We start from the raw sequence: 15,049 nt of genomic DNA, 5'->3' as shown, positions 1-15,049 counted from the left end.
TCCCTCTTGACGCTTACATTCGAAAAAGACTAGCAGCAGTATCTGCTGCTAGTCTTTTTCGAATTGTTTGGGCTACACCAAGTGTTTATTTCACAAGTTTATATTCTTGAATAAAGTCTTTTAATATATCGACTAGGTTTGGATTCCCAATTTCGTCTAAATCATAGTGTACACGTGTGCACGGTTTATTAATCGAAATGACGCGTGTTAAATCGATCGGTGTACCAATGATTACTGCTTCACAGTCAGCATTATTAATCGTTTCTTCAAGGTCCTTCAATTGCTGCTCGCCGTACCCCATCGCTGGAAGGACATTTCCAATATGTTGATATTTGTTTAATGTTTCAGTTAGTGTTCCAACCGCAAATGGACGTGGATCAATGGTTTCCTTCGCACCCAAACGTTCAGCTGCAACTGTACCTGCACCAAGTTTCATCTCCCCATGTGTTAACGTCGGACCATCTTCTACGACTAACACGCGTTTCCCTGCAATTCTCTCTGGATGTTCAACGGTAATCTTTGATTCAGCCTTAATAATCGTACTGTTTGGATTTGCTAATTTTATATTACTTTCTACAATTTGAATATTTCCCTCTGTTGCACTGTCCACTTTGTTAATTATGGCCACATCGGTTGTTCTTAAACACACTTCGCCAGGGTAGTATTTCAGCTCATGTCCTGGGCGATGTGGATCCAAGACAGTAATCGCTAAATCAGGCTTGAAGAAGGAGAAGTCATTATTTCCTCCGTCCCATAAAATAACGTCACATCCATCTGGGTCCTTTTCCACTTCTGCCAAAATATCTGCATAATCAACACCGGCATACACAATATTTCCACGTGCCACATGTGGCTCATATTCTTCCATTTCTTCAATCGTACAATTATGTTTCTTTAAATCCTCCACTGTGGCAAAGCGTTGAACACGCTGTGCATTTAAATCGCCATAAGGCATCGGATGTCTCACTGCAATTACTTTTAAATCATTCTCAATCAGTGTTTCAATCACTTTCCGCGACGTTTGGCTTTTACCTGTTCCAGTACGTACAGCACATACAGAAATGACAGGCTTATTGCTAGTTAACATCGTGCTGTTTGGTCCTAGCAATTTAAAGTTCGCTCCCGCTGCATTCACGATGGCGCTAACTCTCATCACATCTTCATACCCAATATCACTATATGCAAAGACACATTCATCCACTTGTAATTCCTTGATCAACTCTGGTAATTGATCTTGTGAAAAAATAGGAATACCATCCGGATAAAGTGCACCCGCTAATTCACTTGGATATTTACGTCCATCAATATCTGGAATTTGCGTTGCTGTAAAAGCAACAACATTATATTCTTCATTATTTCGGTAGTAAGTATTAAAGTTGTGGAAATCCCTTCCTGCTGCGCCTATAATAATAATATTTTTTCTTTTCATAGCTCTCTCCTATAATGATAATCAATTACTATAATTATAATCAATAATGTATATTAATACAATTATTGTTGTTTGTCTAAAATTGAAATAATTAACATTCACCTTTGGCAGGCCTTTTTATTAAAAACCTCATACGGTTCACCGTACCGGTTTGTAGGGTAAAAAACTCCTAATTTTCGGATTATAAAAAGGGTGGCAGTAATATTTTTTACAGTCACCCTAATAATATTTCCTGAGACATATTTAAGTATGCTTCAGCAGTTACTTCTTTGTTTCACTAGATTCTAATATATCTAATTCTATTGCTTTTGTTAAATTCTGTAGAAGACCCTTATCTAAATTTTTTCCACTCATTTCAATACTTCTACTAAATTCATAGTAAAAATGATGATTACTTACAACCTTCTTAACCAACAGGAACCTTGAAATAACTTCCATTTCAGAATTAAATATTTGTAATTCCCCATGTGAATCATTAGATAAAAGCTCATTATAAACAGATTTTTTAAAATCTGTGCTTAAATTTACTAAATGACTTTTACCAACATTATCATAATCTACTATATTATCTAATATTCCATAACATCTAAGTATAACTTTTTCATTTGAGTAAAATTTCATCACAAATTGATAATGATTCATAGCGATTGGCAAAGAAAAATCTAATTCATATGTTGGATTGTTTTGGGGAGGATTTTGATAAAAATCTAGCGTAGGGTAATTAATAGAAAAGAACTCATTAAAGTCTACCCCATTTTTTTCAATGTATTCTATGTCCGTCACTTCTTTTATTGTTGGGAGGAATCCTTTCATAAAGGGGTTTTTGTTGAATCGAACTTGATAAATGACAATCCCAACTAAAATAAAGAGAGCATGTAGTATTATCCAGAAGGCGTATATTCCAAAAACTATCATTGAAGGCAGAGAAAGGTCAATCTCTATTGACAATTGAAATTTTGTATAGAACCCTACAATAGTCCCCCATATAATAGAAACAATACTTCCAATGGATAAAAAGACATAAAATAAAAAATCTAGAATTCTATCTCTTTTTAACAAAGAGTTATAATCTATTAATGCCTGTTTTAATTCCTTCGAATTATATCCAAAAGGTGTAATAATTCTTTTTAATGTATTCGCTGCTACAACCAACTTATTCTCGAATGTAAAAGTAATAAACAAGACAATAAAAGAAACAAACCCTATAATTCCAGTAAAAATCCAACTTAACAATGTTGCTTGTTCACTTAATTTCTTGTATAAAGGTTCATCATCTGGAAGTTCAAAATCCGTAAAATATAAAATAATCATAGGTGTAATAAAAGACAGGAATAAAAATATTAAAGAAATTCCTCTATTTTTGGTCATTTAACACCTCATCAAATACCTCAATCATTTCATTTAACCTTATTGTATCAGGAAATGAAATAATTGATTTTGGGTCTAAATAAAATGTTATGTTGTTTGAACCATTATATTTAAAAGTTAAACTTACCAAAGAATCCAATCGCTTTGTTAAGTATGCATTTATTTCTTTGAAGTCTAAGTGATGTATAGAAATATTAATCATTTCCTCATCGTCATAGGGAATAATATTATTTTTTATTTGAATATTAGTCAGGTCAGCAATCCATAACCCCTTATTCAAATAATCCTTCTTCCACTTCTCAAAAATATTTATATCTTTAAATATCACATGTAATGAATTCTGGATCTTTATCTTAAAGAAGTTTACGTCACTTTCTGAGTTGGCGAAAACTATTATGTGATTTATCTTATGATAAATCCAGCTTTTTACCGTCTTTTGTTTTCTACTAACAATTTTGTCTTTTATTTTAATTGAATCTAACCACTTATACTCGACCTCTAAGATATCTGAATCAATAACTTTAAAATTAAATACTTCAAAGGTTGTAGAGGAGAGGCCTTTTTTAATTTTATCTACAGATAAATCCTTGTCAATTTCACAAATTATACAATCCTTTATTCCTAGATACATAACCTCACCTCCTTATTATTATTCAGTTTCTTCGTCATCTAAATCTTCATCATCGAGATCAGTAAAATTACTTTCTAGAGTATTCATTATTTTTTCCAAATCTTCATTAATACCATTATATCCAGCTGCATCAAGGATAATCTTGTTGTTATATACAATTTCAGTTATTAATTCGTAGAAATCATCCTCTATATCGGTATCTTCTATTGAATTTGCAAGGCACTCATTTACCTTAAGCACACTATCCTGAATTACTTGAAAAACAAATTTATCCCCCTCAGTGTATTTGTCATATATTGTTTCTAATATTCTTTTAGTAGCATCAATATCCTTCAGTCCCTCATTACACATGTCAATATAATGTTCTTGTATTAATTCCATAATTTCTTCTTTTATTTCTTGATTGTCTAAATCAACTATCACGATCTTCATCAAGTCATCATTCTCACCTTTTAGTGAGAAAATAGCTGAGAAATCTTGTTCATTATAAGTCAAACTTAATTTAAATGAAACAATTCCGCTCCCTAATGTAATATACTCGCAAGCAAGTTGTGAGGATAAAATATCATTTCCGTTAATAGTTACATTCCTAATTCCCTCACTATTATGTAATTTACCTCTTGTATTAAATTTAATCTCCTTAAATTTAGCATCTATACCACTTGGATTAAGACGGTTATTTATAAAGTCAAGTAATATTGCTGTCTTATAACTAGCATTTCCTATCTGATAACTTTGATTAGCCTTTTCTACAATTCGATATGATATAACAGGCCATTTTAAAGCTTGTAGAACAAATTGCCTAGTTACCTCATGAATAAGATCACTACCAGCATTTATTGTTATTTTATTCTTTTCTTTATCCAAACTAACATTTATCTTGTATACAGCCGTTAAACTATTTCGGTCAAGTACCCCGCCATGTCTCCAACGTTCATTATATTCTTTTATTCTTAGCTGCATCTTTAATTCCTGATCTGTTTCAGAACTTTCCTCAATTGTAATTAAGAACTTTTCAAACAACACAAAATCAGTGATTTCTCTTATTGGATGCTCTTGCAAAAAGTTTAAATTATTTACCTTATAAGTGTATGCAGGTAATCCAATTTGTTTAGTCATTACGGCCATTTCTACAAAGTCTTCAATTCTCTCATCATTAATCAGATCTGCTAGCTGTAAAAAATCATCCAGTAATTCCTTTTTAACTCTCTTTTGTTTCTTACTTGGTGTCCATCCCTGTTTCATCTTTTGAATTACTTCGATTACAGTTTCTTTATTTAGTCTATCAAACACTCTACTTAATATTTCTTGTTTCATTTGTATCCCCTTTCATTTGAAATCATATTATCAAAACTAGTCGATTATTTATTTCTATTATAGCATTGAATTAATATGATTTACCCTAAAATATCAGGTAAATATATTTTCTTTAATGGTAAGAGACTTCTTACATCATTTGGTATAGATTCATACCAGTTCACTATCAAACTAACCAATTCCTCCAAATCTACCAACCTAACAGAATTATGTCTAGCTACCGCTTCTGCTTGTGATGTAAATCCACCGGTTGAAACAAATAAACTATTAGCATCAATCGGATTTGCCCCTAATAACTGCTGAATCTCTGGCGCAGATGCGGAAGACTTACGATGCTTCACTTGCACTTTAATAATAGGCTTTTCAAATCCAAATGCATCTTTATATGCTAATACGTCTACACCGCCATCCGGGCCCTTTGGACTTACCTGAACATTGTATTCCATTGCTTGTAAAAGTCCTCCAACTAGTTCTTGCATTTGCCATGGGTCAAGTTTATCAACTTTGTCTTGTACCATTACCAGTGCCTTATTAACCAAGTCTTCTATTATTTCACTTTCTTCAGCTTCATCTGTTTCATCTGGTTCAATAAAAGGGTACTCTAATAATCTTTCAATCTCACCACCCCAATCATCTACGCGAAACACTGTTAATACCGAACCTAAACTATTCTTCGCTGCTTGTGATAGTGTGTCTCTAATAACTGTAGTTTCTTCCCATTCAACCCTTATATTATTTGGATATGCGGGATCTCCTATTGACTCATTATAAAAATGATTTTCAGTTACAGTTCCAACCAGGTATTCTCTAGTTTCTTTAAAATAAGTGATAACTCTATCGTCCTTCTTTATTTCTCTGCTGAAACGCCATACCTGATTAATCCAGCTCTTTCTAGTATTAGGTTTACTATCACCAAATACAGTATTTGCTTTTGTTAGCATTTCTTCTTTTGAACGATATTCTTTAGGATCACCCAATTTAGGCCACCCAATGGAAGCAATACCCTTGTCCTTCCATATTGGAATTAGTTCATTGTTATCTCCCGCACGAATCATCCACCATCTCTTCATCGTTAATCCCCCTCGTTAATTTGTATTTGGTACAATTTACAGATTTACGGATGTTATTCTGGATAAACTGGTAACAGTAAAAAGGAGATGATTAATCTCGGTAATTCTCATTACATTACCCCTTTTCTACATTTGTAATTTAAACTATCAGTATCATATAAATAAAACGCTAAAGAAACTGCAACATTTATAATTAACAGTCTTTAGCGTTCTTGTTAGTTAAAATCCTAGATGTCTGAGCTAAACACTCTAGCGGTAATTTATTATATATTCTCTTTCAATTGCTCATAACTACTTGCAACATCGTACTTAACACCATTCTCAAGTGCAGCAAAGTGTTTACGTCCACATTCAATCTTACCGTCCTCACGTAGGCGAAGGTCCTCTTGATCTGTACTACCTTTTGTTTCAATGACGAAGAATAGCTTTTCAACACCATCATTCTCGACTAAGATTGCCCAATCGGGATTATAGTTTCCTAATGGTGTATCAATGACAAACGATCCAGGTAGTTTTACAAATAACTTAACATCTTCATCGTTGTTGAGTTTTTCAGCAAATGTTTTTTCTGTGTCAGAATCATACTTAATGTAATTATATACAGACTTGTCATAATCAACTTTAACAGCATTAGCTTTCATGTACCCTACAAGCTCTTCATTTTCAAAAAGTGATTGCTCATAATATTCGTGGTCACCAATCTTCTCGTATTTAATGCCATCGATGATAAGTTTACGCTTTTCCCGATTAATGATCTTCATTACTGCTTCCATAAATGCTTGTGGATCCTTTTTAAAATCATCCAGACGTACGGACTTTATAAGTATATCCACTATAGTTCGGCGTTTAAGATTTGTTTGCTCCTGCAGATAACGTAATATGTCAGGTAGCCTTCGCTCTTCTTCCAAAGCTTCATATACCCTTAGTGTTTGTCCTTCACCTGTAACCCCAGAGTGCTCAACTTTCAGGAGTGCATTTTCCCGTTTAACTTTTCGTGCTCTAAATGGGGCTAATTTTCTAATTGCTGATACACTTTCATTCATTAGTCTTTCACTATCCAATTGAACGGAATATGTAGTTTTATATTTAATCTTATCCCATAATTGGTTGAAGTCTTCACTTAATAATACTTCTTTGTTCAACCCAATGGAAACTTTATCTTTTTCATTAAATACAGGTAGCTTTTTAATCGACTTTTTGATTACCCGCTCAATCTCTTGTTGTACAGGTAAAAATTCATCGGGCACCGAAAAATCTTCACTAACTAAATCCTGCTTAAGAGAATCTTTTACTTTACCTTTTTTATCGATGTATTTCTTTTCTAACAGAAAATCAAATAATTTCTCGGACTTTTCATAACCAAGTATTTGTTCTTCATTATTTTCGTCCTTAAAAGTAATTGGTGCGAAAGCCTGTTGCTCGATATATCCAAACTTAATGCCTGTTTCATCTTCCATTTCCTTTTGAAGTGAATCTGCAAATTCCTCATAGGATTCATTTGCAACAACGGTTAATATATTGTCGTTTTCATAATAAACACGGCGACCATCTTTATTAACTGGTAAACGAAGACCGCGTCCAATTTTTTGCCGTTTTGTTAGGGTGTCTTTTGTTTCGACTAACGTACAAATTTGAAATACGTTTGGGTTATCCCATCCTTCTTTAAGTGCCGAGTGAGAAAAAATAAACCGCTTCGGTTCATCAAAACTTAGTAATCTTTCTTTATTCTTCATGATCAGCTCAAAGAAGGATTCATCATCTTTATTCGAACGGAGAGAACCATCTTTTGTTGTTCGACTGTCTTTAAAATTCCCCTTTTTGTCTTGCGAGAAGTAACCGCCATGAACATCTTCTACATTAAAGTTTGTAAGAAAGCTATCTTCTTTAAATAACGTATGATATTTCTGATGCTTAATTAAGTTCATATACTCTTCTTCAAACATTTGAGCATATCTCCCATGGCTCCATGTGCCATCATCGTTATAAATACGATAGTTAGCAACCTTATCAATGAAAAACAAGCTAAGTACTTTTATCCCTTTATGAACTAGTTTTAACTCTTTGTCTAAATGAGTTCGGATTGTTTCACGGATTTGATATCTTTTTAAAAGGTTATCGTCCATTCCACCGATCACTCCACCAAGTCCCAGTACTTTGCCATTTTCAAACTCTATCGATTCATTCCCTAGGAAGCAATCAATTCCAGCTACAACATAACCTTGATATAATTCACGCTCACCAGATAGTAGGAACAGATTGTTCTTTTTATTAGGATCTATCTGTTTTCGAACACGCGTTACATTACCGTTTTTCTTTTTCTCGTCGAGCTCTATAGTTGCTTTATAACCACTCTTGTTTGAAACACTAATAAGCTTAATGTATGGATCGTTATAATCATCATCCGAATTCACTGACAGCACTTCGATCTTTTTCACTAATCGTTGGTCATAAGCATCAATAGGATCCAACTTATACATCAGGTTATACGTTTCTCTATGTGTTGCCGAATAACGCAACTTACATAATGGGTTGAGTGATGCAATTGCTTCTTTCGCCTTCTCTGTATTATCAACACTCTGAGGTTCGTCAATAATTACAATTGGGTTTGTTTCTTGAATGAACTCAATTGGTTTTTTCCCATTCATCGTATCCCGCTCACGATGGATAAGGTTCGCTTTTGTCTCTTTCTCAGGATCATCGAAACTTTTCCTGAATGCGTCGATGTTAATAATCATTACTTCAATATCACTACTTGTTGCAAACTGACGAACTTTCTCTAGCTTTGATGAATCATAGATAAAATAATGACAATACTGCCCTGGGTATAATTCATTAAAATGATCAGCAGTCATTTGGAACGATTTGTATACCCCTTCGCGTATAGCCACACTTGGTACGACGATTACAAATTTCGAGAAACCATACTTTTTATTTAGTTCAAAAATACTGCGAGTATATACATACGTTTTCCCTGTACCTGTTTCCATCTCAACAGTAAAATTCCAGTCTTGGATAATATTACTTTTTTTCAAGTGATTTCCCTTTTGTATCGATTGTATATTTTCTAATATTTCTTGTTCTGACAGTTCAAGCTTATTACCAATACCTAATTCCGTTTGTTGCTGTCCTAGGATATGTCCTGCACCAACTGAGAAGTTGGATTCTTTTACAGGTTGTCCATCAAAAATGTCTACAATAGAGTTGACAGCATCTAATTGGTATTGCTGTTCATCGAATTTAATCTTCATTACTGAAACACCCCCTTAAATAACACGGATATCTTCTACGTTGTGGCGCTTTAAGATTTGTTGAGCATTTGTTCGAACAGTGTCATCTTTGAATCCTTCATCGTAGAAAACAACACGCGCTGGGTTTTTTTCTGCGATCTGTTTAATGATGTCTAAAGTAATATCACGTTCCAAGCAAATTAAGAGATATCCCATACCAACATCATATACTGACTTACCAGCTATATTTTTCTTCTCAATAGGGATAGTTAAATCTACTCCATACTTCAGTAATATCTCGTAAACAACATCCTCTTGTGTTCGCCCTTCTTTAACTGGATCAATCATATCCATTAAATCTTTTTCTAGATCTAATGATTCCTCATCCCATACATGTAGGTTGGTTTCGTCTAACTTGAATACTTTAAATCCTGAATCAGCATAATTAATTTTCGATTTAGCTATAAATTTTTTAATGCGTTCCCTACCAAGTTTGCATAAGTCATCTAAACCATCATTATATGATTGAGAGTTTTCCAATATTTTTTCCGGTATTTGCACTAAAATGTAGCTAATAGATTTATTTGTTTCTTCACTAACCTCTAGTAGTGATTGAGCTGTTGTGCTTGATCCCGCAAAAAAGTCTAGAACGATATCACCCTCATCGCAAACTTGTTTTATTAATGATTTTATTAGAGATGTAGGTTTTGGATAATCAAATGCCTTATAATCAAATAATTCCTGTATTACTTTAGTTCCTTCTGAATTTAATCCTGTTGATAAACTAATAGCTTGGGCGTTATCTTCTATTAACTTAGAGCCTTCATTTATCCATGTTGAAATTGGGTTCACCTTGATATTCATATCATGTTTAAATCTTTTATACATAGGTCTTTGATTTTCATCATCGGGAAATACAATTTTATTTTCATCAATTAACTTATCCATAGATTCCTTTATATAGGCCCATATCCTCTTAGAGCTAGGTTTATAAATTTTCCCTGTTTTTGGATTTTTAATATCATAATATTGGTTGGGTCTTTGTTCTTTAGTCATGCCTACAGTTAGATCACCTTTTGTCCAATCGCCTCTTGGATCTCCATCTGGATTACTGTATCCCTTAAATTCTTTTTCAAGTCCATTGAATGATGTAAATTCACCATTTTGATAACAAATTACATATTCATGATCTGTTGATACTAATCTGTCTGCCATGGCGGATGAAGCTCTTCTTTTCCAAACAAAAGTAGCAAGGAAATTATTCTCACCAAAAATTTCATCCATAACCTTTTTTAAATTGGAATATTCATTATCATCTATTGAAACAAATATAACGCCATCTTTTTTAAGAATGTTTTTGCTTATTTTTAGTCTAGGATACAGAAAGTTTAACCAATCAGTATGATACCTGCCATTTACCTCAGCATTTGACTTTAGAGATTCATTCATTTTATTAAGGTAATTCTTTATATTATCCTTAAAATCATCATTATAAATAAAGTCGTGACCTGTGTTGTAAGGGGGATCTATGTAAATCATTTTCACTTTATTACGATAAGAATTTTGAAGAATACGGAGTACCTCAAGATTATCCCCTTCGATATATAAATTTTTTGTGGTATCCCAATTCACACTTTCCTCTTTACAAGGACGTAAAGTTCCAGTTGTTTGTTTCTGTGCCAGCTGAATAGCTTCTGTCTTTCCATTCCATGTAAACTCATAACGCTCTTTATCCTTTTCAACATGTTCGCCCAACGTCAACATGAACTTGTCCATATCAATTTTACCCTCTGTAAATATGTCAGGAAATAGTTCTTTCATTTTCTCAATGTTATCTTCAACAATATCAAATGTTTTACCGTCTAGCTTATCCATCTAACACAACTCCCTTATTTGTTTCAATATCTGTTCTTTTTCTTGTTCCCTTTTCTTTATTTTTATGTGGAGTTCTATCTTTTCCCCGAAATCAAGCTGTTCTTTTTGTAATAGTCGAAGTTGATCTATACTTTTATCGACATCCTTAAGTGAAGTGATTAGTGGTAACAACTCTTCAGATGATGTACTTATTTTAGGATAGGTACTTATATTTTCAATTAATGAGCTCATCGTTATCGCTGAATGCACACTTTCATAAAACGCCCAGAGATTACTATATGATAAGTTATTAAAACGAATCCGCTGTAGAAAACGTTGTACTCCATCATTAACATCCGATAATTTAATCCAGGGTGACTGAATTACATTTCCAACTACGACCTTAGTCTCATCATTGTTGTTTAACCTCTTATGCGCAGCACTAATGCTGATGTTCTCATTTTCATCGGATGCAATAATCACAATTGGATTTGGCAAGACTTTGTGAAACAGCTTCACCATTCGTTCATACCTGTTTATCGTTTTAAATGAAACTGATAGCCAATAGATTTCTTCATACCGCTTATCTTCATTAACGTACTTAGAAATATTTAGAGTGTCCTGTTTGCAGATAGCCAGTAAATAGATGCTGTCAATTTCAGTAGTTAACAGCTCTTTTTCATCAGGTGTTAATTGACCTTGCTCATAAAATTGTTTCTTCGCTATTTTACGATTAAAGACAGTTTTTTGCGGCATATGGAAAACGTCAATAAGTTGACTTCGCATGGAATCACCTACTTTACGATAAGATAAGAAACTAACTCAAAGTCTTCTGCTTTTTGGAATGTATCATATGAAAGAGAGGATTCACCGATACTAAATAACGATGCCATACCCATCTCCTCGTTTTTACCGATGATGAAATCAGTAGCACTGGATAACATTGACTGATACTTCTCCATATCCGTAATTTCCTTCGTTTCTTGTTCAAATGCATGAATTAATTCTGGATAAATTTCTGTTTGACCAACACTAAGTTTTCGATACAAATCAAGAATTTGCTTGCTTTTCACATGACTATAAGAGATACGTTCATTTTCATCAATATAAATAAGGTAATATGGTTCTAAAGCACTTTGATCTGGAATAGTTGCTTTTTGATTGATTTGACGTAGACAGAAAATGACTCCTGGTTTTAGATCTGAATCTGAATGATTTGGTGCGATTGCATATAATCCTAATGGTGCTTTCTCAATCATTTCTTTATGATTCTCCATGTATTCAACCAGATCCATCTTAAAATCATTTAATGTAAGGTCTGTAATAGATAGTCCACCCGACATTTCTTCAAGATCTATTACTTCCTCTTGGAGTTGTTCAAGCTGTTTACGACGATAATCCAGATCATTCATTTTCTCGCCCTGGTAATCGATAACATTCTCCTCACCCGTTGCAGATATATCTACTAATGCCATCCGTCCTGTTACACGTGCTTCCAAATTGATATATTCATCCAGTTCCATATTGGGCCAAAAATTTACAAGCTGGATTTTATCATTTTTCGAACCTAGGCGATCAATTCGTCCGAACCGTTGAATTATACGTACTGGATTCCAGTGGATATCATAATTCACAAGATAATCGCAATCCTGTAAGTTCTGACCTTCTGAAATACAGTCCGTAGCAATTAATATATCAATCTCTTCGGTTGCATCAGGGTAAAGTTTGTCTCTTCCTTTTGATTTCGGTGAAAAGTGCGTTAAAACTGCATTTAAATCCTTTGTTCTTACACCTTTCATGGTTGTTTTATTACTGCCAGATCCCGTAACAAGTGCTAAATTGACTCCAAGATTACCTCGTGCCCATTTTGAAATATTGTCATACAGATAATTGGCTGTATCTCCAAAAGCTGTAAAAATAATAATCTTTGGGTTGTTTTTATTAATTGGCTTATTAATTTTATTTTCAATGTGCTGCTTTAAATAGTTCAATTTTTCATCACGATGCGGTTGTACCTTTGCTGCTTCAGTGATTAGTTGTTCTAAATAATGCCTATCATCTTCTAATGCTTGTCTCCACTTAATGCGATCCATGTCCTGAATTAATACTTTGACTTTAGAACCTATTAACATGTCTTCTATTTCATCATCTTCAATATTAATCTCATTAATTTTTAATGTACTATCCGTATATTTCTTAAAGTGATCTAATTTATAAATAAGATCATCAACCCTATGAAGTAAAGAAGCGATCGTTTTTCCAAAAGAATGTATGGAGCTTTCCATCCGTTTCAATAGGTTAACCCGCATAAGGTGTATTAAACTAAGCTCGCGATCTAACTGAGTTAATACTGATTTATTATTTATTACAGTATCGTATTTTTCACTATATTCTGCTCGCTTTTCGGGTAAGAGATACCTCAAAGGTGCATAAGCGCTTAAATTTAATCTGCTTATGGTTTTATTAACTTCTTCCAATGACGGAAATTCATTTTGGCTATCAATCGGCGCATGCTCATTAATAGGTTTTAGACGTGTTGGAAATTTACCTATTTCCTTTAAATCATAATATTTTTCAACGTGTTTACGAGAACGTGCAATCGTTAGTGAGTCAAGTAGCTTAAAATAATCCGTATTTAACATTTCTAATAGTCGATCGGTATTACGTTCATGATCCTCTAACTTTAACCATTTGTTAAAAGCAGTCTGTGACCTGCGTAACGATGTTTCGATACTATGAATCCCCACTCTTTCTAGGGCATCGTCTTTTCCTTCTGTGATAAAAGCAATTTGGTTTTTCAAATCTTTCATACGATTGTTTACAGGGGTCGCTGATAACATTAATACTTTTGTTTTCACACCTGATTTTATTACTTTATTCATTAATCGTTGGTATCTGGTCTCATGATCCTTTCTTGCATCATTATTACGGAAGTTATGTGATTCATCAATTACAATGAGATCATAGTTACTCCAATTGACAGTCTCTAAGTTAATATCTCCTGACATACCAGTGTAGCGACTCAAATCTGTATGATTTAAAACATCGTAGTTGAAGCGATCAGCAGCTAATATATTTCTTTTATCATTTAGGGTATATATCGTCCAATTCTCACGTAATTTTTTAGGGCTTAATACTAGAACTCTATCATTTCGCAATTCGTAGTATTTAATAACAGCTAAAGCTTCAAATGTTTTACCAAGTCCAACACTATCAGCAATAATGCAACCGTTATGTTTTTCTAGTTTGTCGATTGCACCAAGAACGCCATCTCTTTGAAACTTATAAAGTTTATTCCATATAGCCGTTTCATGAAAACCGGTTTTCGATTTTACAATAGTATCTTCGTCTAGTTCATTCAGATAATCCCTGAATATATGATAAAGCGTGACAAAATATATAAATTCGGGATTATGGTCTTTATACAATACTTCAAGTTGATCAAGTAATTCTTCTTTTACATCTTCAAGTCTATTCTGGTTCTCCCAATAAGTATCGAACCACTGAATGTATTGTTGCGTCATTGATTTGTCGTCTGTATAAGTAGCGAGAGCTGGATCATCTGAATAAGTAAATCCTAGACTACTGCTCCTGAAGTTAGCACTACCAAACATGGCAAATGAATCATGTTTTGGATTTTGAACATTCACCATATTCATTGTTGGAACAGATGTTTTAAATGACTTTACATCCACCTTTTCATGTATCCATCTGGCACAGTCCTTCGCAATCCTACTCTGGGTTAGCAAATTACGGAAACCTGCTTCGTCTTCAAAACCAGATAGGGCACGTTCTCTTTGTAGTTGAGTAGTACTTTCCTTTATATCATGCGGTGTGTTGGTGAAAGATTGTTCAGTGAATAAAAACTTAACATGATCAACTTTTGACAATTCCTTTTTTAACGCATTAAATGCATGAATAGTAAAATAAGCCGACATAATCGACAATTTGGCGTTGGATCTTATGTTATCTTTAATAGTTTCCCCTATGGATCCCATTTTTTTATTATCAAGAAGCTTTTGCATATGTATCCTCCCTGCTCATCTCCAGTACGGTATACATCATAAATCCACATTCACTTTGCATATCAATTAAAACTAATAAATTATTCCTTTGATTATTTAGAACTCTATACGTTTTATGCATTTTTTGC

General features: G+C 33.5%; 9 protein-coding genes. All 9 read right to left on the bottom strand.

Features of this window, described 5'->3' with window-relative positions; genetic code table 11:
• Window positions 1-85: 85 nt before the first annotated feature.
• On the bottom strand, window positions 86-1,429 hold the full coding sequence (locus QGM71_RS16580; protein ID WP_327608682.1) for a cyclic 2,3-diphosphoglycerate synthase: 1,344 nt from the start codon (window positions 1,427-1,429) through the stop codon (window positions 86-88).
• 261 nt (window positions 1,430-1,690) lie between these two features.
• On the bottom strand, window positions 1,691-2,797 hold the full coding sequence (locus QGM71_RS16575; protein ID WP_327608681.1) for a hypothetical protein: 1,107 nt from the start codon (window positions 2,795-2,797) through the stop codon (window positions 1,691-1,693).
• The gene (locus QGM71_RS16570) at window positions 2,784-3,428 is read right to left on the bottom strand and encodes a hypothetical protein (RefSeq protein ID WP_327608680.1); all 645 of its coding nucleotides are present in this window, start codon (window positions 3,426-3,428) and stop codon (window positions 2,784-2,786) included. Before QGM71_RS16570 ends, QGM71_RS16575 begins: the two co-directional genes overlap by 14 nt.
• An 18-nt stretch (window positions 3,429-3,446) precedes the next feature.
• Complete coding sequence (locus QGM71_RS16565) at window positions 3,447-4,745, bottom strand: hypothetical protein (RefSeq protein ID WP_327608679.1); 1,299 nt, start codon at window positions 4,743-4,745, stop codon at window positions 3,447-3,449.
• A gap of 80 nt (window positions 4,746-4,825) precedes the next feature.
• On the bottom strand, window positions 4,826-5,815 hold the full coding sequence (locus QGM71_RS16560; protein WP_327608678.1) for a restriction endonuclease: 990 nt from the start codon (window positions 5,813-5,815) through the stop codon (window positions 4,826-4,828).
• Window positions 5,816-6,078: 263 nt separating this feature from the next.
• Complete coding sequence (locus QGM71_RS16555; protein WP_327608677.1) at window positions 6,079-9,063, bottom strand: type III restriction-modification system endonuclease; 2,985 nt, start codon at window positions 9,061-9,063, stop codon at window positions 6,079-6,081.
• Window positions 9,064-9,078: 15 nt separating this feature from the next.
• Window positions 9,079-10,917: a site-specific DNA-methyltransferase gene (locus QGM71_RS16550; protein WP_327608676.1), complete on the bottom strand. Its 1,839-nt coding sequence runs from the start codon at window positions 10,915-10,917 to the stop codon at window positions 9,079-9,081.
• On the bottom strand, window positions 10,918-11,682 hold the full coding sequence (locus QGM71_RS16545) for a DUF4391 domain-containing protein (protein WP_327608675.1): 765 nt from the start codon (window positions 11,680-11,682) through the stop codon (window positions 10,918-10,920).
• A gap of 8 nt (window positions 11,683-11,690) precedes the next feature.
• A complete protein-coding gene (locus tag QGM71_RS16540) occupies window positions 11,691-14,921 on the bottom strand; it encodes a helicase-related protein (RefSeq protein ID WP_327608674.1) in 3,231 nt (1,076 codons plus the stop codon).
• Between the last annotated feature and the right edge of the window lie 128 nt (window positions 14,922-15,049).

It is taken from the genome of Virgibacillus tibetensis, from assembly GCF_036026595.1.
Taxonomy (GTDB): domain Bacteria; phylum Bacillota; class Bacilli; order Bacillales; family Amphibacillaceae; genus Virgibacillus_P; species Virgibacillus_P tibetensis.
The sequence above is the reverse complement of the archived record's forward strand: the minus strand, read 5'-3'. Positions and strand labels throughout refer to the sequence as shown.

Bases quoted from the DNA above. Each gene is read 5' to 3' on its own strand.
- QGM71_RS16580 (WP_327608682.1), bottom strand. From the start codon at position 1,429: ATGAAAAGAAAAAATATTATTATTATAGGCGCAGCAGGAAGGGATTTC.
- QGM71_RS16575 (WP_327608681.1), bottom strand. From the start codon at position 2,797: ATGACCAAAAATAGAGGAATTTCTTTAATATTTTTATTCCTGTCTTTT.
- QGM71_RS16570 (WP_327608680.1), bottom strand. From the start codon at position 3,428: ATGTATCTAGGAATAAAGGATTGTATAATTTGTGAAATTGACAAGGAT.
- QGM71_RS16565 (WP_327608679.1), bottom strand. From the start codon at position 4,745: ATGAAACAAGAAATATTAAGTAGAGTGTTTGATAGACTAAATAAAGAA.
- QGM71_RS16560 (WP_327608678.1), bottom strand. From the start codon at position 5,815: ATGAAGAGATGGTGGATGATTCGTGCGGGAGATAACAATGAACTAATT.
- QGM71_RS16555 (WP_327608677.1), bottom strand. From the start codon at position 9,063: ATGAAGATTAAATTCGATGAACAGCAATACCAATTAGATGCTGTCAAC.
- QGM71_RS16550 (WP_327608676.1), bottom strand. From the start codon at position 10,917: ATGGATAAGCTAGACGGTAAAACATTTGATATTGTTGAAGATAACATT.
- QGM71_RS16545 (WP_327608675.1), bottom strand. From the start codon at position 11,682: ATGCGAAGTCAACTTATTGACGTTTTCCATATGCCGCAAAAAACTGTC.
- QGM71_RS16540 (WP_327608674.1), bottom strand. From the start codon at position 14,921: ATGCAAAAGCTTCTTGATAATAAAAAAATGGGATCCATAGGGGAAACT.